18 protein-coding genes are annotated in these 19,057 nt (G+C 71.4%); 10 read left to right on the forward strand and 8 right to left on the reverse strand.

Going from position 1 to position 19,057, the window contains the following annotated elements:
* Positions 1–173: 173 nt before the first annotated feature.
* The 9 genes from ASE14_RS06860 to ASE14_RS06900 all read left to right on the forward strand — a co-directional run bounded on the left by ASE14_RS06860 (position 174) and on the right by ASE14_RS06900 (position 9,410).
* On the forward strand, positions 174–1,043 hold the full coding sequence (locus ASE14_RS06860) for an SIS domain-containing protein (protein ID WP_056655951.1): 870 nt from the start codon (positions 174–176) through the stop codon (positions 1,041–1,043).
* Positions 1,043–2,017 (forward strand): ROK family protein, encoded by a 975-nt coding sequence (locus ASE14_RS06865; protein ID WP_056652697.1) that lies wholly within the window; start codon positions 1,043–1,045, stop codon positions 2,015–2,017. The genes ASE14_RS06860 and ASE14_RS06865 overlap by 1 nt, the downstream gene beginning before the upstream one ends.
* Positions 2,014–3,006 (forward strand): hexose kinase, encoded by a 993-nt coding sequence (locus ASE14_RS06870; RefSeq protein WP_056652700.1) that lies wholly within the window; start codon positions 2,014–2,016, stop codon positions 3,004–3,006. Before ASE14_RS06865 ends, ASE14_RS06870 begins: the two co-directional genes overlap by 4 nt.
* Positions 3,003–3,851, forward strand: a complete 849-nt coding sequence (locus tag ASE14_RS06875) for a class II fructose-bisphosphate aldolase (RefSeq protein WP_056652705.1) — start codon at positions 3,003–3,005, stop codon at positions 3,849–3,851. Before ASE14_RS06870 ends, ASE14_RS06875 begins: the two co-directional genes overlap by 4 nt.
* The gene (locus ASE14_RS06880) at positions 3,848–4,633 is read left to right on the forward strand and encodes a DeoR/GlpR family DNA-binding transcription regulator (protein WP_056652707.1); all 786 of its coding nucleotides are present in this window, start codon (positions 3,848–3,850) and stop codon (positions 4,631–4,633) included. Before ASE14_RS06875 ends, ASE14_RS06880 begins: the two co-directional genes overlap by 4 nt.
* A complete protein-coding gene (gene nagA, locus ASE14_RS06885) occupies positions 4,634–5,794 on the forward strand; it encodes an N-acetylglucosamine-6-phosphate deacetylase (RefSeq protein WP_056652710.1) in 1,161 nt (386 codons plus the stop codon).
* A 414-nt stretch (positions 5,795–6,208) separates the two neighbouring features.
* Positions 6,209–8,140 carry a sigma-70 family RNA polymerase sigma factor gene (locus ASE14_RS06890; RefSeq protein ID WP_157372857.1) on the forward strand — a complete coding sequence of 644 codons (1,932 nt, stop codon included), beginning with the start codon at positions 6,209–6,211 and terminating at the stop codon, positions 8,138–8,140.
* Positions 8,137–9,018 (forward strand): formyltetrahydrofolate deformylase, encoded by an 882-nt coding sequence (gene purU / locus ASE14_RS06895; RefSeq protein WP_056652713.1) that lies wholly within the window; start codon positions 8,137–8,139, stop codon positions 9,016–9,018. Before ASE14_RS06890 ends, purU begins: the two co-directional genes overlap by 4 nt.
* Before the next feature lie 23 nt (positions 9,019–9,041).
* A complete protein-coding gene (locus tag ASE14_RS06900; protein WP_056652715.1) occupies positions 9,042–9,410 on the forward strand; it encodes a YrdB family protein in 369 nt (122 codons plus the stop codon).
* Positions 9,411–9,432: 22 nt separating this feature from the next.
* Here ASE14_RS06900 and ASE14_RS06905 read toward each other — a convergent pair whose 3' ends face one another.
* The gene (locus ASE14_RS06905) at positions 9,433–10,488 is read right to left on the reverse strand and encodes a hypothetical protein (RefSeq protein ID WP_056652718.1); all 1,056 of its coding nucleotides are present in this window, start codon (positions 10,486–10,488) and stop codon (positions 9,433–9,435) included.
* Positions 10,489–10,591: 103 nt separating this feature from the next.
* Between ASE14_RS06905 and ASE14_RS06910 the strand changes: the two genes are divergently transcribed.
* A complete protein-coding gene (locus ASE14_RS06910; RefSeq protein ID WP_056652721.1) occupies positions 10,592–11,182 on the forward strand; it encodes a TetR/AcrR family transcriptional regulator in 591 nt (196 codons plus the stop codon).
* A gap of 57 nt (positions 11,183–11,239) precedes the next feature.
* Here the strand turns inward: ASE14_RS06910 and ASE14_RS06915 are convergent, their stop codons facing one another.
* From ASE14_RS06915 to ASE14_RS06945, 7 genes are all read right to left on the reverse strand, one after another.
* Positions 11,240–12,025, reverse strand: a complete 786-nt coding sequence (locus ASE14_RS06915) for a glucosamine-6-phosphate deaminase (RefSeq protein ID WP_056652724.1) — start codon at positions 12,023–12,025, stop codon at positions 11,240–11,242.
* Entirely contained in the window at positions 12,004–12,933 is a 930-nt protein-coding gene (locus ASE14_RS06920; RefSeq protein WP_056652727.1) for an ROK family protein, read from the reverse strand. The genes ASE14_RS06915 and ASE14_RS06920 overlap by 22 nt, the downstream gene beginning before the upstream one ends.
* Positions 12,930–14,465 carry a glycoside hydrolase family 3 protein gene (locus ASE14_RS06925; RefSeq protein ID WP_056652729.1) on the reverse strand — a complete coding sequence of 512 codons (1,536 nt, stop codon included), beginning with the start codon at positions 14,463–14,465 and terminating at the stop codon, positions 12,930–12,932. Before ASE14_RS06925 ends, ASE14_RS06920 begins: the two co-directional genes overlap by 4 nt.
* Positions 14,462–15,394, reverse strand: coding sequence for a carbohydrate ABC transporter permease (locus ASE14_RS06930; RefSeq protein ID WP_056652732.1), 933 nt, complete (start codon positions 15,392–15,394; stop codon positions 14,462–14,464). The genes ASE14_RS06925 and ASE14_RS06930 overlap by 4 nt, the downstream gene beginning before the upstream one ends.
* A complete protein-coding gene (locus tag ASE14_RS06935; protein WP_235511135.1) occupies positions 15,391–16,350 on the reverse strand; it encodes a carbohydrate ABC transporter permease in 960 nt (319 codons plus the stop codon). Before ASE14_RS06935 ends, ASE14_RS06930 begins: the two co-directional genes overlap by 4 nt.
* A 122-nt stretch (positions 16,351–16,472) precedes the next feature.
* Positions 16,473–17,768: an extracellular solute-binding protein gene (locus tag ASE14_RS06940; RefSeq protein WP_056652738.1), complete on the reverse strand. Its 1,296-nt coding sequence runs from the start codon at positions 17,766–17,768 to the stop codon at positions 16,473–16,475.
* A gap of 77 nt (positions 17,769–17,845) precedes the next feature.
* Positions 17,846–19,018: an ROK family transcriptional regulator gene (locus ASE14_RS06945; RefSeq protein ID WP_200953339.1), complete on the reverse strand. Its 1,173-nt coding sequence runs from the start codon at positions 19,016–19,018 to the stop codon at positions 17,846–17,848.
* Positions 19,019–19,057 lie beyond the last annotated feature (39 nt).

Below are 19,057 nucleotides of genomic sequence, written 5' to 3' on the forward strand. Positions count from 1 at the left end.
ATCAATTCGATCGTCGATATGATCGTTGGACATCGATTGCAGTCATCTGCAATCATGAGATGTCATCTCGGCGCCGATCACCTGCGCCGGTCGCCGATCACCCGTCTGGAGCCGTCTTGACCGAGCAGTCGACCACCGAACACACACCCGCCGAACACACACCCGCCGAACACATGTCGGCCGAGCTCTCGTCGCAGCCCGAGACCTGGGCGAGGGCCGAGGCCCTCCGCGCCGAGCAGGCACTGCTCCCGGCTCGCGGCGCGCGCATCGCAGTGGTCGGCTGCGGCACGTCCTGGTTCATCGCGCAGTCCTACGCCTGGCTCCGAGAGGCGGGCGGGCACGGCGAGACCGACGCCTTCGCGGCATCCGAGGCCTTCGTCGACCGCGGATACGACACCGTCGTGGCCCTGACCCGCTCGGGCACGACGACCGAGGTGCTCCAGCTCGTCGAGAACCTGCGCGGCCGCGTGCGCACCGTCGGCGTCATCGGCGACGCCGCCTCGCCGCTCGTCGGCCTCGTGGACGAGGCCGTGCTGCTGCCGTTCGCCGACGAGCAGTCGGTCGTGCAGACCCGGTTCGCGACGACCGCGCTCGCCCTGTTCCGCGCTTCGCTCGGCGAAGACCTGAGCGGTGCGATCGCCGACGCGGAGCGAGCCGTCGCCGAGGAGCTCGCGCCCGAGCTGACCGACGCCGAGCAGTACACCTTCCTCGGCCGGGGCTGGTCGGTCGGGCTCGCGCACGAGGCGGCGCTGAAGATGCGCGAGGCCTCGCAATCGTGGACCGAGTCCTACCCGTCGATGGAGTACCGCCACGGTCCGATCGCCATCGCAGCCCCCGGCCGGGTGACCTGGCAGTTCGGTGCGGCACCCGAGGGTCTCGCTGGCGATGTCGCCGCAACCGGAGCCCGCTTCGAGGCCGGCGCGCTCGATCCGATGGCCGAGCTCGTGCGCGCCCAGCGGGTCGCACTCGCCCGCGCCCGCGCCAAGGGCCTCGACCCCGACGCACCGCGCAACCTCACCCGCTCCGTCATCCTCGACGCGTGATGACCGAGCACCCCGTTTCCGACGCGACCCGGCTCGGCCCGGGCGACGCAGTGCTCGCCTTCGATGTCGGCGGCACCGACACGAAGTCGGCGCTCGTCGACGCGACAGGGCGGGTGCTCGGGCTGCGCCGCACGCCGACGCCGCTGGACTCCGCCGACCCCGCCGCGACGATCGTCGCCTCGCTCGCCGTGCTCGCCCGCGAGCACCTCGCGGCAGCACCGGGCGTCGTCCCCGTGGCAGCAGGAGTCAGCGTGCCCGGTCTCGTCGACGAGGTCGGCGGCATCGGCATGTTCGCCTCGAACCTCGGCTGGCGGGACGCTCCCATCCGTTCCCTCGCCGCGACCGCCCTCGGCCTGCCGGTCGCGTTCGGCCACGATGTGCGTGCCGCCGGCGACGCCGAGCACCGGCTCGGCGCAGCGCGCGGCTACGGCGACGTCGTCGTGCTCGCGATCGGCACGGGCATCGCGAGCGCGCTCCTGCTCGGCGGGCATCCGTACGCGGGCGGCGGCTACGCGGGCGAGATCGGTCATTCGCTGGCCGACCCGCTCGGCGAGCGGTGCCCCTGCGGCGCCATCGGATGCCTCGAGACCATCGCCTCGGCGGGCGCGATCGCGCGCCGCTACTCCGCGGCGTCCGGCACTCCCGTCGGCGGCGCGCGCGAGGTGCTCGACGCGGCGAACGTGGGCGACCCGCTCGCCCGCCGCGTCTGGGACGACGCCGTCGAGGCGCTGGCCGAGGCGATCGCCCGGCTCGTCGCGAACCTCGCCCCCGAGGCCGTCGTGATCGGCGGCGGCCTGGCGCAGGCCGGCTCCGCCCTCTTCGGGCCGCTCGAGGCCCGCATCGACGCGCTGCTCAGCTTCCACCGCCGCCCCGCGCTCGTCCACGCCCAGCTCGGCGACGACGCGGGCCTCCTCGGCACGGCGCTCGCCGCGCGCGATCTCGCCGCGGCACGGCACGAGGGCGGTGCGCCGTGATCGTGACCGTGACGCCGAACCCGGCGCTCGACCTGACCTGGCACGTCGCCAGGCTGCAGCCGGGCGAGACGCATCGGGTCGATGCCGGCGCAGCACGCGCGGGAGGCAAGGGGCTGAACGTCGCTCGGGTGCTGCACGCCGAACAGCACGAGGTCGTCGCCGTCACCACGACCGGCGGCGCGGTCGGTGCCGAATTCGCCGCAGAGCTCGCCTCGAGCGGCATCCGCCATCGTCTGGTGCCGGTCGCGGGCACGACCCGGCGCAGCATCGCCGTCGTCGACGAGGCGAGCGGCGACACGAGCGTGCTGAACGAACACGGCGCCGCACTCTCGCCCGCCGAGGCCGCGGCGCTCGGCGTGACCGCGCTCGAGCTCGGCCGCAGCGCGAGCGTGGTCGCGATCTGCGGCAGCCTGCCACCCGGCTTCGGCGCCGACGAACTCGGCGAGCTGGTGCGTGCGCTCGCCGCCGCGGCGGTTCCCGTGATCGTCGACACGAGCGGCCCGTGCCTCCTCGCCGCCGCCCGCGCCGGCGCCGCTGCGCTGAAGCCGAACGCCGAAGAGCTCCGCGCAGCGACCGGCCTCGACGACCCCGAGGCCGGCGCCCGCCTCCTGCTCGGACTCGGCGCCCGTCTCGTCGTCGCCTCGCTCGGTGCCGAGGGCCTCATGATCGTGTCGGCGGATGTCCCCGGCGTCATCCGCGCCCGGCTGCCGGGCATGCTGCACGGCAACGCGACCGGCGCGGGCGATGCGGCGGTCGCCGCGATCGCAGCGGCGCTCGCCGAGACGCCCGACCTCGGTGCCGACACCCCGTCTGCGGCCGACGCACGCGCTCGACTGGCACGCCGCGCCACCGCCTGGTCGGCCTCCGCCGTGCTCATGCCGCTCGCCGGCGATCTCTCCCCCGAACACCCCGCCCTCGAGCTCGAGGTCGTCGTGACCACGCCCGGCACCGGCAGCGCCGGGCCCTCCGACCCGGAAGCGATCGCATGACACTCACTCCCACCCGCGCCATCCTCACCGACGCCGTCGCCGCCGGCCGCGGGGTCGGCGCGTTCAACGTGCTGCACCTCGAGACGGCCGAGGCGCTCGTGCGGGCGGCCGAAATGACCGGGCTGCCCGTGATCCTGCAGATCTCCGAGAACGCGATCCGCTACCACGGCGGATTCGAACCGATCGCCCGGGCGACGCTCGCCGTCGCCGAGGCGTCGAGCGCCGTCGTCGCGGTGCACCTCGATCACGCCGAAGACCCCGAGCTCGCACTGCTCGCCATCGACCACGGCTTCGGCTCGGTCATGTACGACGGCGCGAAGCTCGACTTCGCCGACAACGTCGAGACGACCCGCCGCGTCGTCGACCACGCGGCGTCGACGGGCGTGCTCGTCGAAGCCGAGCTCGGCGAGATCGGCGGCAAGGACGGCGCCCACGCGCCGGGCGTGCGCACGGATCCCGCCGAGGCGGCCCGGTTCGTCGCCGAGACCGGTGTCGAGGCCCTCGCCGTCGCCGTCGGCTCCTCGCACGCGATGACCGAGCGCGTCGCGCCGCTCGACCTCGAGCTCATCTCGCGATTGCGGGCTGCCGTGCCGGTTCCGCTCGTGCTGCACGGGTCGTCGGGCGTGCCCGACGAGACGATCGTCGCCGGCATCCGCGCCGGCCTCACGAAGATCAACGTCTCGACCCACTTGAACGCGCAGTTCACCGGTGCGATCCGTCGATTCCTCGACGAGCATCCGACGGTCGTAGACTCGCGCAAGTACCTCGCCGCCGGCCGCGATGCCGTCGAAGGCGAAGCCGCGCGTCTGCTCGACCTCTTCGCCGGGAAGGACACCCACGGATGAATCGTGCTGAACGATTGAGCGCCGTGCTCGACCTCCTCGCCGAGGGCGGGCAGGTCGACGTCGACCAGATCGTCGAACGCCTCGAGGTGTCGCCCGCGACGGCTCGGCGCGACCTCGACGCCCTCGCCCGCCAACAGCTGCTCACCCGCACCCGCGGCGGCGCCGTCGCGCACTCGGTCGCCTACGACCTGCCGATCCGGTACAAGAACCAGCAGAACCCGAACGCGAAGGCCGCCATCGCACTGGCGGCGAGCGCGCTCGTGCCTCGCGGCGCCGTCATCGGCCTCTGCGGCGGCACCACGGCGACCGCGATCGCCGACGCGCTGATGTCGCGCGCCGACATCATGGAGCCGGCGCCCGACCCGAGCCTGACCGTCGTCACGAATGCGATCAACATCGCCATGCAGCTCGCGATGCGTCCGCAGATCAAGACCGTCGTGACCGGCGGCGTCGTGCACGCCCGCTCCTACGAGCTTGTCGGCGCGTACACCGACGCGGTGCTCGGCAGCATCACGCTCGACATCGCCTTCATCGGCGTCAACGGCATCGACCCGGTCGTCGGTCCGACCTCGCACGACGAACGCGAGGCCTCGGTCAACGCCCTCATGGCGACGCGGGCGACGCAAGCGGTGCTCGTGGCCGACTCCTCGAAGATCGACAAGCGGGCGTTCGCGGCGATCGGGCCCCGGCGGCTCTTCTCGACGGTCATCACCGACGCCGGAGTCACGCTCGATCAGCGTGAGCGCCTGTCCGACGCGGGCTACGACGTTATCGTTGCTTAGGTGAGCACCGCACCCGTCGTCATCCACTCCGCGCGCATCGTGAGCGGTGCCGACACCGTCACCGACGCGTGGGTGCGCTTCGATGGCGAGCAGGTGACCGCGCGCGGTATCGGTGACGGATGGCGCGACGGGCTCACGGTCGACTCGGCGACGGTGACGGATGCCGCAGGGCGGTTCCTGACTCCCGGATTCATCGACATCCACTGCCACGGAGCCGGCGGCGCGGCCGTCGACGAGGGCGAGGCGGCGATCGAGACCGTGCTGGCGGTGCACAACGCGCACGGCACGACCCGATCGGTGCTCTCGCTCGTCACCTCCTCCGTCGATCGCCTCGCTCGAGACCTGGCGACGATCGCCCGCTTCGCCGAGCGCGATCCGCGGGTGCTCGGCGCGCACCTCGAAGGACCGTTCCTCGATCGCGAGTTCCGCGGGGCGCACGACCCGGGTCTGCTGCGGGGTGCCGACGAGGCATCCGTCGACCTGCTGCTCGAGGCCGCGGCCGGCACGCTGCGGCAGATCACGATCGCCCCCGAGCACGAAGGGGCGATCGAGGCGATCGCGCGGTTCGTCGAGTCCGACGTCAAGGTGGCCGTCGGCCACACGGGCGCCGACTTCGAGACCGCTCTGGCCGCGTTCGACGCGGGCGCCTCGATCCTCACCCATGCCTTCAACGGCATGCGAGGCATCCACCATCGCGCTCCCGGTCCGGTGACGGCGGCGATGCGCGCCGACCACGTCACCCTCGAGGTCATCAACGACGGCGTGCACGTGCACCCCGATGTCGTGAGGCTCGCCTTCGCCGGTGCGCCCGGCCGCGTCGCGCTCATCACCGACGCGATGGCCGCGACGGGCTCGGCCGACGGCGTCTACGAACTGGGGTCGCTCGAGGTCGTCGTGACCGACGGCGTCGCACGCCTGCGCGAGGGCGGCTCGATCGCCGGTTCGACGCTCACGCAGGACGACGCGCTCCGTCGGGCGGTCTTCGAGTGCGGCATCCCGCTCGACGAGGCGGTCGGCGCGCTGACTGTGACTCCGGCCGCGGCGATCGGTCGCGCGGGCGACCTCGGCCGGCTCGACCGCGGATTCGCCGCCGACGCGGTGCTCCTCGACGCGGAGCTCGGCGTGCAGGCGGTCTGGGGCGCCGGAGTCCGACTGGCCTGATCCGCGGCGAGCGCGGTCATCCGGGCACCGGCGTTCGAGCTTCGGATGCCGCGATCGAGACGGGGCCCGGAGGCGTGTTCCCCTTCGCCTCCGAGACCCTCGCCCGTTCGAACGGAGGCATCGTTTCCCCCGATGCCACCGCCCTGCCGCCGGCGATGCCGGCATCCGTCTCGGGAATCGGGTCGCCTGAGACGGCGGTTGGTCGGAAGGCGGTTGAATGCCTTCCACCTGAGAGACGGCGGATCGGCGGATCTATGACGCGAAATCCGGAGAATATTTTCCGCACCCGTTTCTCAGGGATTTCTGCTGGAATAGGGGCACCGAATCACCGCGTCACGAATCCCGTCTCGGCGCGTCTCTCCGGTGGAACCGTTCGCGCCTCGCGCGCCCACCTGCTACCCGAAGGAGTCCGTCGTGCCGCCGCTGCGCACCGACCGATCGGCCGACGCCGCGCTCATCGAGCGCACGCGCGATGGCGACGGCTCGGCGTATGCCGAGCTGTGGCAACGTCACGCCGCCTCGGCACGCACCGTGGCACGGTCATACAGCTCGCTCGACCCCGACGACCTCGTCGCCGAGTCGTTCACGAAGATCTACAGCGCGATCCTGGCGGGCGGCGGGCCCACGGGCGCGTTCCGCCCCTACCTCTTCACGACGATCCGCAACACCGCCGCCGGCTGGGGCCGCGCGCGGCACGAGACGACGCTCGAGACGCTCGAGTCGTTCGAAGACCCGGCCACGAGCGAATCCGCGACGCTCGACGCCCTCGACCGCAGCGCCACCGCGCAGGCGTTCCGCGCGCTGCCCACCCGGTGGCAGGAGGTGCTCTGGTACTCGGAGGTCGAGAACATGACCCCGCAGCAGATCGCCCCCCTCCTCGGCATGAGCGCCAACAGCACGGCGGCGCTCGCATACCGGGCACGCGAGGGCCTGCGCCAGTCGTGGATCCGCGTGCACCTGCGCAACCCCGCCAACTCGCCGGAGTGCCAGTGGAGCATCGATCGACTCGGCACCTACACCCGCGGCAAGCTCCGCGCTCGTGAGACGACGCGCCTCGAGGCGCACCTCGACGACTGCGCCCGCTGCACGATCGTCGCCGCCGAGGCGCGGGAGGTCGGCTCCCGGCTCGCACTCGTGCTGCTGCCGCTCACCGCGGGCATCGGCGGCGCGACGGCGTATTCCGCCTGGCTCTCGCAGGGCGCGCCGGTCGCGGAGGTCGCGATGGGCGCGGCCGCGATGCCCGCCGTCATCATCGGCCACGCCACCGGCAGCGGCACCGCCGGTGCTGCCGGCGCCGGCTCCACCGCGGGTGCGAGCTCCACCGCGGGCGCCGGCGGCGCAGGTGCGGGCGGCACGGGTGCGGCAGGCGGCGCGGCTTCCGCAAGCGGCCTCGGCGTCCTCGGTGGCAGCGGCGTGGTGATCGGCGTCGGTGCCGGGGCTCTCGTCGCCGCCGCGGCCGTCGCCGCCGTGATCATCGTGCCCGGCATCGTGGCCCCGGCCGAACCCGCGCCGCAGGCCGTCGCGGCCGCCGCGCCATCCGATTCCGAGTCGACGGACCCGGTCGACGAGGCCCCGGCGGCGATCCAGCCCGACCCGGCACCGCCGGCCCCCGTGCTCGAGCCCGCCCCCGACCCCGCGGAGGAGCAGGGGGAGCCCGAACCTCCGGCGGTCGAGCCGAGCCCGGCACCGCCCGCGCCTTCGCCGACGCCGACCCCGAAGCCCGAACCGGTCGACACCGAGGCGCTCCCCCCCGTGGTGAATCCTGCCGACACCGCGAACGGCCTCGTCGACCCGGTACTCTCGGGAACGGCCGAGCCCGGTGCGAGCATCTTCGTGACCGTGCAGTCGGAGGCAGCAGCGCCGTTCGCGGCATCCGTCGACGTGCAGCCCGATGCGATCGCCGATGACGACGGCGACTGGACACTCACATACACGGGCCTGCCCGCTGGGAAGCACGTCCTCGCCGTCACGCAGACCGACCGGGCCGGCAACCCCTCTGCGCCGAGTGCGCCGGTCACGGTCACCTTGTCGAGCCCGACCATGATCCTCGAACCCGTTCGGTGGGACGACTGGCGGATCATCTGGCAGATCAGGTTCACCGGCGAGCCGAATGCAACAGTCCAGATTCGCGACGGCGACGCTGAGGAGCGGCAGATCGTGCTCGATCGGAGCGGACGCCACAATCTCCCCGGCCAGTACACGGTCGACGACGACGACGTCCTCACCGCACGGTACTCGGTGGGCGGCCGGTTCGGCCCGTCCTCTCCCGCCGTGTACGACTGGCGGGGCGCCGCGGCCGCACCGGCCGCCGGCCAGGTGGCCGACCCCGATAGTCTGGCGGGATGACCGAGCCCGTCCCCGGCGCATCCTCCGAACACCTCCACCACTGGGTCGTCACGCTCAGCTGCACCGACGGCCCCGGCATCGTGCACGCGGTGAGCGGCGCGATCGTCGCAGCACGCGGCAACATCACCGAGAGTCAGCAGTTCGCGAGCCTCGACACCGGCCACTTCTTCATGCGCCTGCAGGTCGAGTCCTCGGCCGATCGCGACGAGTTCGAGGCCGCCCTCGCCCCCGTGACCGAGCGGTGGAGCATGCAGTGGCACCTCGACGAGGTCGGCCGGCCGCTGCGCACCCTCGTGCTCGCCTCGACCGCCGGGCACTGCGTCAACGACCTGCTGTTCCGCCAGCGCGCCGGCCAACTGCCCGTCGAGATCCCGCTCGTGCTCTCCAACCACGGCACGCTGCGCGACCTCGTCGACTTCTACGGCGTGCCATTCGAGTCCCTCGCGGTGACGGATGCCGCGTCGAAGGCCGAGTTCGAACGACGCGTGCTCGCCGCGGTCGACCACTACGACATCGAGCTCGTCGTGCTGGCGCGGTACATGCAGATCCTCTCCCCCGAGCTCTGCGCCGCGCTCGAGGGCCGCTGCATCAACATCCATCACTCCTTCCTGCCCGGCTTCAAGGGCGCGAACCCGTACCGTCAGGCGCACGCCCGCGGTGTGAAGCTCATCGGCGCGACCGCGCACTTCGTGACGAGCGATCTCGATGAGGGACCGATCATCGAACAGAACGTCGTGCGCGTCGACCACTCCCGCAGCCCGGGCGAACTCGTCGCGATCGGTCAGGACGAGGAGAGCCGCACGCTCAGCCAGGCGGTCAAGTGGTTCGCCGAGCGACGGGTGCTCGTCGACGGCGTGCGCACGATCATCTTCCGCTGAGGTCGCGGGTAGGCTAGACGGTTGTGAGCGACCCGCGACAGCACGACCAGCAGCCGAAGATCGGACCGAACGACATCCTCCGGTTCCTCCTCGAACTCTTCGCGTTCGTCTCGCTCGGAATCTGGGGCTTCCTGGCCTTCCCGCTGCCGTGGCCGGGCGTGCTCGTCGGCATCGGCGCGCCGCTCCTCGCGATCTTCGCGTGGGCGCTCTTCGTCTCGCCGAAGGCGGTCTTCCGCGTCGACGCGTTCGGCAAGGCCATCGTCGAGATCGCCGTCTTCTCCGCCGCGGCGATCGGATGGTGGACCCTCGGCCAGCCCATCGTGGCGGTCGTCTTCGCGGTCGTCGCCGCAGTCAGCGGCATCCTGCACGGTCGCAAGGAACTCGCGGGCTGACGCCCGGAGCACCCGCGGCCGATCAGACGGCGACGGTCGCCTCGGCATCGGGCTCGGCCCCGCCGGCCGTGCGGAAGTGGCCGATGACCGATAGCAGCAGCCCTCCGACCGCCCATGCGGCGAGCACGAGCCAGGGGAAGGTCATGTCGGCCGCCGGGAAGTACGAGAGCTCGCGCACGAGTGTCGCGGCAGCCCCCGGCGGGAACCACTGGCCGATGTCGCCCCACGGCGCCGGATAGAACTCCTTCGGCACCGCGGCGCCCGAGATGGGGTTCGCGAACAGCAGCATGACGACGGGGCCGACGGCGATGCCGGCACGCCCGATGAGCGCCACGAAACCGGTGATGGGCGCGGCGATGGCGGCGAGCGCGAGACCGATGGCGGCCGCGTTCAGCAGGTAGTCGCCCTGCAGCGCGCCGAACCAGCCCTGCAGGATGCCGGCGAGCGCGAGGCCGCCCGCCACGGAGTAGAGCAGCACGGCGAACACCCGGCGCATAGCGCCGATGACGGCGAGCGAGATGGCGATGCCGCCGAGCATGCCGCCGAGCACGAGCGGGAAGAGCGCCGCCGTGAGGCCGGTGCCACGCGGGTCGGTGTCGGCGAGGGGCACCACGTCGGTGACGGCGACCTCGATGTGCGGCGGCGCAGTGGGGGCGCCTGCCGCCTCGGCGGCCGCGGCGGCCTGCGCGTTGACGCCCTCTTCGAGGCCGCTCGCGACGCCGGTCAGCAACTGGGCGACCACGAGGCTCGATGCCGAGGAGGTGAGCACCTCGGGTTCCGGCCCGAGCACGATGGCCCCGTACACCTCACGGGATTCGATCGCGGCGACGGCGGCATCGCGATCGTCGACCGTGTCGAACGCGATGGCGCCCGGCGACTGCTCATCGACGGTGGCCTCGACCGCGGCGACCGCCTCGGCGGGGCCGGAGATCGCGATCGGCAGGTTCTTCGCGTCGGCGGTCACGGATGGCCAGGAGAACGCCAGCACGATCACGGCGACGACCGCGGCGAGGGCGAGCGCGATGCCGATGACGCGGCCGATGGGCGTGTGCCGGTTCGCGGCATCCGAGTGGGCCATGATCTCCTCCGCTGGAAAACGAATGTTCGTTCTTTATTATCTTCGGCGCGCCGCCTAAGCTTGTCAAGAACGATCGACCGCTCATCGACGGGGAAGACGACGCATGCCGAAGGTCACCGCCGCCTACCGCGAGGCGCGCAGAGACGAGATCATCGACGCCGCATTGCGCGCCTTCTCCGCGAAGGGCTTCCAGGGCACGTCGATGGCCGATGTCATCGCGGAGACGGGGCTGTCGGCCGGCGCGATCTACGGGCACTTCGCCGGCAAGAAGGAGCTGTTCGCCGCGGTCGCCGCACGCACGTTGCAGAGTCGGCGCCTCGAAGTCGAGGCTCAGCAGACCCGCGGCCGCGTGCTCACCCCCGGCGAGGTCGTCGCGACGATCCTGCGCGGCATGCGCGACTCCTTCGACACGCGCCTGCTCGTGCAGCTCTGGGCCGATGCCGCCGCCGACCCTGCGATCCTCGAGAGCATCGGGGCGCCGCTCGCCTTCGTGCCCGAGGCATTCGGCGCATCCGTCCGCCCGTGGTTCGAGGCGCACCCCGAGCGGGCCGGTGACGACATCGATGCCACGATCGCCCGGCTCGTGCCGATCATGCTCGCGCTCGGGCAGGGCTTCATGATCCAGCGGCAGATCTTCCCCGACTTCGACGACGAGGCCTACCTCGCCAGCGTCAGGGAGATCCTCCCCCACTGACGCCGATGGGGCGACCGGATGCAGCGGCATCCGCTCGCCCCATCGGCGACGTTTCGCTCAGATGCCCTGCCAGGCGGGCTTGTTCGCCCACGCGTGCCGGTAGTAGTCGAGGTTCTCGAGCTCCGCAGCTGCCGCCTCGTCGACGATGACCGTGGTGTGCGGGTGCAACTGGATCGCCGAGCCCGGCTGGCTCGCCGAGACGGGCCCCTCGACGGCGGCCGCGACGGCGTGGGCCTTCGCCGCGCCGAACGCGAGCAGTACGAGGTGACGGGCGCGCAGGATCGTGCCGATGCCCTGCGTGATGCAGTGCATGGGCACGTCGTCGGGCGCGTCGAAGAAGCGGGCGTTGTCGAGGCGGGTCGCCTCGGTGAGGGTCTTGACCCTGGTGTGCGAGGCGAGCGACGAGCCCGGCTCGTTGAAGCCGATGTGGCCGGTGCGCCCGATTCCGAGGATCTGCAGGTCGACGCCGCCGGCGGCCGTGATCGCCGCCTCGTAGTCGGCACCGGCGTGCTCGATCGACGCTGGGTCGCCGTTCGGCACGCGCACGAGCTCTGGGGTCAGGCCGAGTGGTTCGACGACCTCGCGCGAGATGACCGCCCGGTAGCTCTCGGGGTGGCCGGGCGGCAGCCCCACGTACTCGTCGAGCGCGAATCCGCGCACGCCCCGCACGTCGATCGCGTCGTCGGCGATGCGACGCGCGAGCGCACGGTAGCTCGCCAGCGGCGTCGAGCCGGTCGCGAGGCCGAGCACGACATCGGGCTTCGAACGGATGAGCGAGACGATCGTGTCGGCCACGAGTGCGCCTGCAGCGTCTTCGTTCTCTACGATGACGACTTCAGCCATGGGTCTTCTCCTACGAGGGCGGCTCCGACGGCGGCCGCTGGGAATCCGGGTGGGATGACCTGCACGCGATTCGCGAGGTCGATCGATGCGAGGAAGGCCGACTCGGCCGCCCACCGATTCAGGATACGGCGTGTGCCGACGAGGAGCGGGCCACCGAGGGCGGCGAGCCCGCCGCCGATCACCACCGCGTCGACGTCGACGGTCAGCACGAGCAGGCGGACCGCCGCTGCGACGCCCGCGAGGAACTGCTCGCGCACCGCGATCGCGCGCGCGTCGCCGGCTTCCGCGGCATCGAAGAGTTCACGTGCCGGATGCTCCGAGTTCGACGGCCACGTCCGGGCGATCGCGAGACCAGAAGCGACAGTCTCGAGGCATCCGCGCTGCCCGCACCCGCACAGCACCCGCGCCGGATCGATCGGGATGTGGCCGATCTCGCCCGCGACGCCATGGCCGCCTCGCAGCAGTCGCCCGTCGAGCACCACGCCGGCCGCGAGGCCCGTGCCGAGGTTCAGGTACGCCATCGACGTCGCCCGGATGCCGTCGGCGATGCCGAGCAGGTGATGGGCGCCGACCGCGGCCGCCTTCACGTCGTTCTCGACGCGGACATCGACGCCGAGGCGATCGGCGAGGCGCGGCCCGAGGTCGAGCCCCTCGAGCCCGAGGTTCACGGCGTGCTCGACGCGTCCGGTCGCACTGTCGACGGCACCGGGGATGCCGATGCCGATCGAGGTGAACGACGACGTGCCGCCGGCGAGTTCGGTCATCCGCTCGACCGTGCGGAGCGCCGTCGCCACGACGGCCTCGGCGCCGAACCCCGTCGGCATCCGGATCTGGTCGCTCAGCTCTCCATCGGCACCGATCGCCACCGCGGCCGTCTTGGTGCCGCCGATGTCGATGCCGAGCCTCACGGTGCGGCCACCGCGGCCGTGAGCGCGTCGTCGACGAACTCGATGACCGCTTCGCCGAGGAGACGGGATGCCCCGAAGGTCGAGACGTCGGCGTAGGCGCGATCGTGCGACGGCCAGCCCATGTCGATCGTCACGACATCGTCGCGCACAGCGCGCAGCGCGTCGATCGCGGCGCGCGCGAACGGATGCCGGTGGAGATCCTTGCCCACCACGATCACGATGCCCACGAGCCCGGCCGGGTCGGCGAGGCCCTGCTCCTCCGAGACGGAGACCGCGTCGGCGTCGCCCAGCCACGAGGGATGCTCCGCGACGTCCTCCGCGGCGAACGGGCCCCACGGGGCCACGCCGACCGCGATGTTCGCGACGGTGTCGATGCGCACGACCGTGCCGACCCGGGGGGCTCCGGCGAGGCGCGCACGCGCGGCATCCGCGATCTCGAACGCACCGATGATGCGCGCGATCTCGTCGTGGTCGTGCTTCGGTTCGATGGAGGCCGGCAGCGCAGGACCCGCGGGAACCGGGACAGACTCCGCCGCCAGCGCACGCACTCGCGCGGCAGCCTCGCGCACGCGCCCGGCCGGAAGCCGGCCGCCCGCGATCGCGGCCTCGACCGCCGCGACGATCTCCGCCATCTCCTCGGCGGAGTTGTCGCTGCCGATGCAGAGCAGGTCGCATCCGGCGACGAGGGCGCGCACCGCAGCTTCGGGTATGCCGTGCACGCCGCTCGCCCCCTTCATGTCGAGGGCGTCGGTGACGATGACGCCGTCGAACCCCAGCTCCCCGCGGAGCAGGCCATTGAGGATCTGCGGGGAGAGGGTGGCAGGGTTCCGGGGGTCGAGCTCCGGAATCAGGATGTGGGAGGTCATGATCGTGCGGCTGCCGGCGGCGATCGCGGCCCGGAACGGCACGAGCTCGCGCTCGCGGAGCGTCTCGAGCGGCACGTCGACGACCGGCAGGGCGAGGTGCGAGTCCGTCGCCGTGTCGCCGTGACCCGGGAAGTGCTTCGCGCTGGCCGCGACGCCCGTCGACTGCAACGCCATCGTCCACGCGGCCGAGTGCCGCGCCACGAGCTCGGGGTCGGCACCGAAGCTGCGGATGCCGATGACCGGGTTGTCGGGGTTCGCGTTGACGTCGACATCGGGGGCGAAGGTCACGGTGCATCCGGTCGCGACGAGCGCTTCACCGACCGCCCTGGCCACGCGAGCCGTCAGTTCGAGGTCGTCGATGCGACCGAGCACGGCGTTGCCCGGGAACGGCGCACCGCGGTCGTAGAAGAGCCGGGTGACGTCGCCGCCCTCCTCGTCGATGGCGATCACGGCGAGCGGGTTCGCCTCGCGAAGCGCGGCGTTCAGGGCTCGCAGCTGCTCGGGCGTCTCGACGTTCGGGCCGAAGAGGCAGACGCCGCCGAGCCCGCCGCGGAGCAGTTCGAGCACCCACTGCGGAGCGCGCGGCCCGTCGAAGCCGGGCAGCAGCGTCGTGAGGATGTCCCGGCGGAGGGAGGCATCCTCGCCGGTCGGGTTCGCGACGGTCATCCCTTGACCGCTCCGCTCACGAGTCCGCTGGTCATGCGGCCCTGCACGATGAGGAAGAACACGATCACGGGCACCGCGACGAGGGTCGATGCGGCCATCACCTGGCCCCAGTCGGTCTCGCGCGTGGCGCTCGCCTGGATGAATCCCCGCAGCCACAGCGGCAGCGTGTGCATCTGCTCGGCCGGCAGCAGCACGAGCGCGACGGTGAACTCGTTCCACGCCTGCAGGAACGCGAAGACGCCGGATGCAACGAGCCCGGGAGCCAGCAGCGGGAACGTGATCCGCATGAAGGCCTGCGTGCGGCTGAGGCCGTCGACCATCGCCGCCTCCTCGAGGTCGGCGGGGATGCCCGCGACGAAGCCGCGCAGCATCCACACCGTGAACGGCACGACCGCCGCCGTGTAGATGATGCTGACGCCGATCACGGAATTGAGCAGGCCGACGCTCGAGACCATCTTGTACTGCGCGATGAACAGGCCCTCGGCCGGGAGCATCTGGACGATGAGCACCGCGAGCACGAACGCCTTGCGGCCCTTGAACCGGAAGCGGCTGATCGCCACGGCCGCGAGGAACGCGAACAGCAGGCAGAAGAAGACGGCGATGAGGGTGACCGACAGGCTGATGCCGAGCGCGGTGAAGAACGAGCCGTCTTCGAGCACGTTCTCGTAGTTCGCGAACGAGCCCCCGAACGGCAGGAACGTCGGGATGAACGACTGCAGGGTGCGGTTCGAGAGCAGCGAGGAGTTCATCATCCAGTAGACGGGGAACACCCAGGCCAGCGAGACCGCGAAGGCCAGCACCGTGAGCAGGATGCGGCGCGGGCGGACGCGCTGGCTCCAGCGTGTGCGGGTGCGGACGCTGGCGACGGGCACTGCGGATGCCGTGGCCCCGAGCTCCCCGCCGGTCGGGATCGTGACGGAGGTGGTCATGACTGTTCGTCCTCCTTGAGCAGGGCGCGCACGTAGAACCAGCTGATCGCCAGAGTCAACGCGAGCACGAAGATGGAGACCGCCGACGCCATGCCGAAGTCCTGGGATCCGGCTCCGAGCTTGTAGATGTAGGTGCCGAGCAGGTCGAACTCGGAGGCCTTCGAACCGGCGTCCTGCAGCATGGTGATCTGCGTGAAGACCCGGAGATCCCAGATGAGCTGGAGGAGCAGCACGATCATGATGACCGGCCGGATCATCGGCATGATGATGTAGCGCAGGCGCTTGGCGCCGTTCGCCCCGTCGAGCTGGGCGGCCTCGAGGACCTCGTCGGAGACCTGGGTGAGGCCGGCGTACACCGAGAACGCGACGAACGGAACCGACATCCAGATCACGATGATGCTCGCGACGATGAAGAAGGTGAGCGGGTTCGACAGCCACGAGAAGCGGTTCATGTCCACACCCGGGATCATGTCGAGCAGGTAGTTCACGACGCCGCGGCGACGGTCGAAGAGCCAGATCCAGACGGTCATCGCGGCGACGACGGGCATGGCCCAGGCGAGCAGCAACGAGATCTGCAGGGTCAACCGCGCGGTGCGGCCGACCGCGGTCATGAGCACGGCGAGCAGGAGACCGACGACGAGCGTCATGGTGGCGGTGATGAAGCAGAACGCCAGCGAGCGACCGACGACCTGCCACATCGTGGGGTCGGTGGCCAGGTCGATGTAGTTCTGGAGGCCGACGAAGTCCGCCGGCTGCCCGAACTGCTGCTTGATGCCGAATTCCTGCATCGAGGTGATGACCTGCCACACGAGCGGGTAGCCCATGCCGACGAGGAGGATGAGGATGGCGGGGATGAGGAGCAGGTGCGGCACTGAGAGGAAGCGGCGCCGGCCCGCGGGGGTGCGAGGTTTCGCCGGTTCAGTCGCGGCGACATCACGGGTGATGGTCTCTGTCACGGTCTCATCCTCCTTTCGAGTGATGCTGGTGTCACGGGTTTTCATGGGCGGGGCCGCGGGAGAAGTCTCGCCCGCGGCCCCGCTTCGGTGCAGGTGGCGGATGCCGGGGCATCCGCTCCGTGCTAGTTGAGCAGCTCGTTCAGCTTCTCGTCGTACTCGGCCGCGAGCTCGGCGACGTCGCCGCCACCCGAGACCTTGCCGAAGAACTCCTCGAGGATGCCCGCGCCTTCGACGGCTGCCCAGCCGGGTGCGGCGGGGGTCAGCTTCGAGCCGGCGGCCGACTCGATGAGTGCCTTGGCGAACTGGTCGTCACCGAGGCTCGACGCGTAGTCGAGGTTGGCCGGACCGAGGCCGTTCTCGCCGAGCAGGGTCTGGTACTCCTCGGAGAAGATGATCTTCATGAGCTCCTTGGCGCCGGCCTGGTTCTTGCTGGCCGCCGAAACGGCGATGTTGGATCCGCCGGCGAAGACCGGGGCGACGCCGCCGTCGACTCCGGGGAGCACGAAGGTGCCGAACACGTCGTCGTTCCAGGTCGCGACCGTCTTGGTCGAGTCCTTGGGGTCGGGAGTGATGTCGCCGATCGACCAGTGCGCCCATCCGGGAGCGATGATCGTGGCGGCCTCGGGCACGCCCGTGGCGTCGTTGTTGTTGATGTTCACCCACGGGGTGCTGTCGAACTCAGTGACGGGCGCGTTCGAGGCACCCGTGAAGAGGTCCTGGAACTGCTCGAGACCGGCGACCGACTCGTCGGACGACAGTGCGCCGACCCACTCGTCGCCGTCCTTCACCGCGAGCTCGCCGCCGTTGGCGAAGATCCACGAGATGCCGTTGCGCCAGTCGGAGCCGCCGACGTAGAAGCCGGACTGGGCGTCGGTGCGAAGCGACTTGACGGTCTCGCCGAACTCTCCGAGCGTGGTCGGAACCGTCTTGCCCGCGGCGTCCCAGATGTCCTTGCGGTAGAAGTTGTAGCGCGAGCCGAAGTAGTACGGCAGCGCGTACTGCGCGCCGTCGACCTCGCCGACCTCGACGAACGACTTCAGCAGCTTGTCGCCGCCGAGCTCGTCGTACATGTCGGACAGGTCGGTGAAGGCGCCCGCGTTCGTGAACGTCGGCGACCAGGTGTTGCCGATCTCGGTGACGTCGGGGGTGTTCGCGGCGTCGGGAAGCGCGGTCGTGAGCTTCGCGACGGCGTCGCCCCAGCCCTGCTCCTCGATCGTCAGCGTGCCACCGGTGGCGTCCGCGTACTCGGACTTCAGGTAGTCGCGCAGCTCGTCGGGCGTGTCGCCGCCCATCAGCCAGAGCGTGATGTCCTGGCCGTCTGCAGACCCGTCATCGGCGGGCTCGCCGGTCGCGCTGCAACCGGCGAGAACGAGAGCGGCGGCGGTTGCGATCGCCGCGACAGCGTACTTCCTCTTCATTGCGGTTTCCTTCTCTTGGGTGGGGGTGTGGTGCGCCGGAATCGGTTCGGGTGAACGCGTCCGGGTGGGCGGGTCTGCTAGGTGACCCCGAGCTGTCCGGAAAGGACCATGACGGCCGCGCCGCGGAGGACGATGTCCTCCGCCTGCTCGGACATCCGGAGCCTCAGATCACGGTTGAACTCCGCCATCGTCCGCTTCCGGAGCGTGTCGACGGCGGCCTCGTGCAGAGGGCCGTCAAGCAGTTGGGCCGGGCCGCTCAGCACGACCTCGGAGAGGTTCAGCGCGCCGACCACGGGTGCGAGCACGATGCCGAGACGTCGGCCCGCCTCGCGGAGGATGTCATCGCGAGCGGATGCCGCGGCGTCGCCCTGGCCGTCGACCGCGGCGAGCCGGGCCGTGAGCCGCGGCTCGGCGAGCCAGGTCTCGAGGCATCCGTCCTTGCCGCATGCGCAGCGGGGGCCGCCGTCGGTGCCGACGACGACGTGGCCGATCTCGCCTGCCGCGAAGCCGCTGCCGATGACCGGTCGACCGCAGATGATGAGGCCGGCGCCGACACCGTGCCCGATCTTCACGAGCAGCAGGTCGTCGTGGTCGGAGGAGCCGTGCTCGGCGAGCACGCCGACGTTCGCGTCGTTGCCGACGTGCACGGGCAGCGCGAAGCGGGCGGCGACGCGGTCCTGCAGGGCGACGTCGCTCCAGCCGAGGTTCGGCGCGGAGCGCACGACGCCGCGCGGGTCGACGACACCGGGCGAGCCGATGCCGATGCCGAGCACGGGCGTCGAGGTGCGGGCGAGCAGTCGTTCGACGAGCACCTCCGCGAGCAGCACCGCGGCCTCGCCGGTGGCGCCGTCGCGGGCGACCTCGTCGCGGTCGATGATCTGGCCGTCGAGGCCGACGACGGCGCCGCGGAAGACCTCGTGCTCGGAGAGGTCGACGCCGATGATGTGGAACGCGGCTCGGTCGACGTCGATGAGCGTGGCGGGCTTGCCCGGGCGTGCGTCTTCGCGCTGCCCGAGTTCGATGACGAGCCCCTCGGCCATGAGGTCGGCGACGAGGTCGGAGATCGTGACCCTGGTCAGCCCCGTCTCGCGCGCGACATCCGCCCTGCTCTGCGGACCGGCGCTGTAGAGCGTCTGCAGCACGAGCGCCCGGTTGTGGGTGCGGGCGTGCTCGGGCAGGACCTTGCCCGTGGGGCGGAGGGCGCGGGAGCGGCCGAAGATGGCGGTGCCGGTGGTGGATGCGGCGAGCAGCTCCGCCGCCACCGGGGAGGTGGGGGGAATCGGCTCCGT

The sequence above is a fragment of the Agromyces sp. Root81 genome, assembly GCF_001429165.1.
Classification (GTDB): domain Bacteria; phylum Actinomycetota; class Actinomycetes; order Actinomycetales; family Microbacteriaceae; genus Agromyces.

What these genes read in the sequence shown, in the direction of transcription:
- ASE14_RS06930 (WP_056652732.1), bottom strand. Translation starts at nt 15,394, where the DNA reads ATGACCACCTCCGTCACGATCCCGACCGGCGGGGAGCTCGGGGCCACG.
- ASE14_RS06915 (WP_056652724.1), bottom strand. Translation starts at nt 12,025, where the DNA reads ATGGCTGAAGTCGTCATCGTAGAGAACGAAGACGCTGCAGGCGCACTC.
- ASE14_RS06880 (WP_056652707.1), top strand. Translation starts at nt 3,848, where the DNA reads ATGAATCGTGCTGAACGATTGAGCGCCGTGCTCGACCTCCTCGCCGAG.
- ASE14_RS06925 (WP_056652729.1), bottom strand. Translation starts at nt 14,465, where the DNA reads ATGACCGTCGCGAACCCGACCGGCGAGGATGCCTCCCTCCGCCGGGAC.
- ASE14_RS06910 (WP_056652721.1), top strand. Translation starts at nt 10,592, where the DNA reads ATGCCGAAGGTCACCGCCGCCTACCGCGAGGCGCGCAGAGACGAGATC.
- ASE14_RS06905 (WP_056652718.1), bottom strand. Translation starts at nt 10,488, where the DNA reads ATGGCCCACTCGGATGCCGCGAACCGGCACACGCCCATCGGCCGCGTC.
- ASE14_RS06860 (WP_056655951.1), top strand. Translation starts at nt 174, where the DNA reads ATGTCGGCCGAGCTCTCGTCGCAGCCCGAGACCTGGGCGAGGGCCGAG.
- ASE14_RS06940 (WP_056652738.1), bottom strand. Translation starts at nt 17,768, where the DNA reads ATGAAGAGGAAGTACGCTGTCGCGGCGATCGCAACCGCCGCCGCTCTC.
- purU (WP_056652713.1), top strand. Translation starts at nt 8,137, where the DNA reads ATGACCGAGCCCGTCCCCGGCGCATCCTCCGAACACCTCCACCACTGG.
- ASE14_RS06865 (WP_056652697.1), top strand. Translation starts at nt 1,043, where the DNA reads ATGACCGAGCACCCCGTTTCCGACGCGACCCGGCTCGGCCCGGGCGAC.
- ASE14_RS06875 (WP_056652705.1), top strand. Translation starts at nt 3,003, where the DNA reads ATGACACTCACTCCCACCCGCGCCATCCTCACCGACGCCGTCGCCGCC.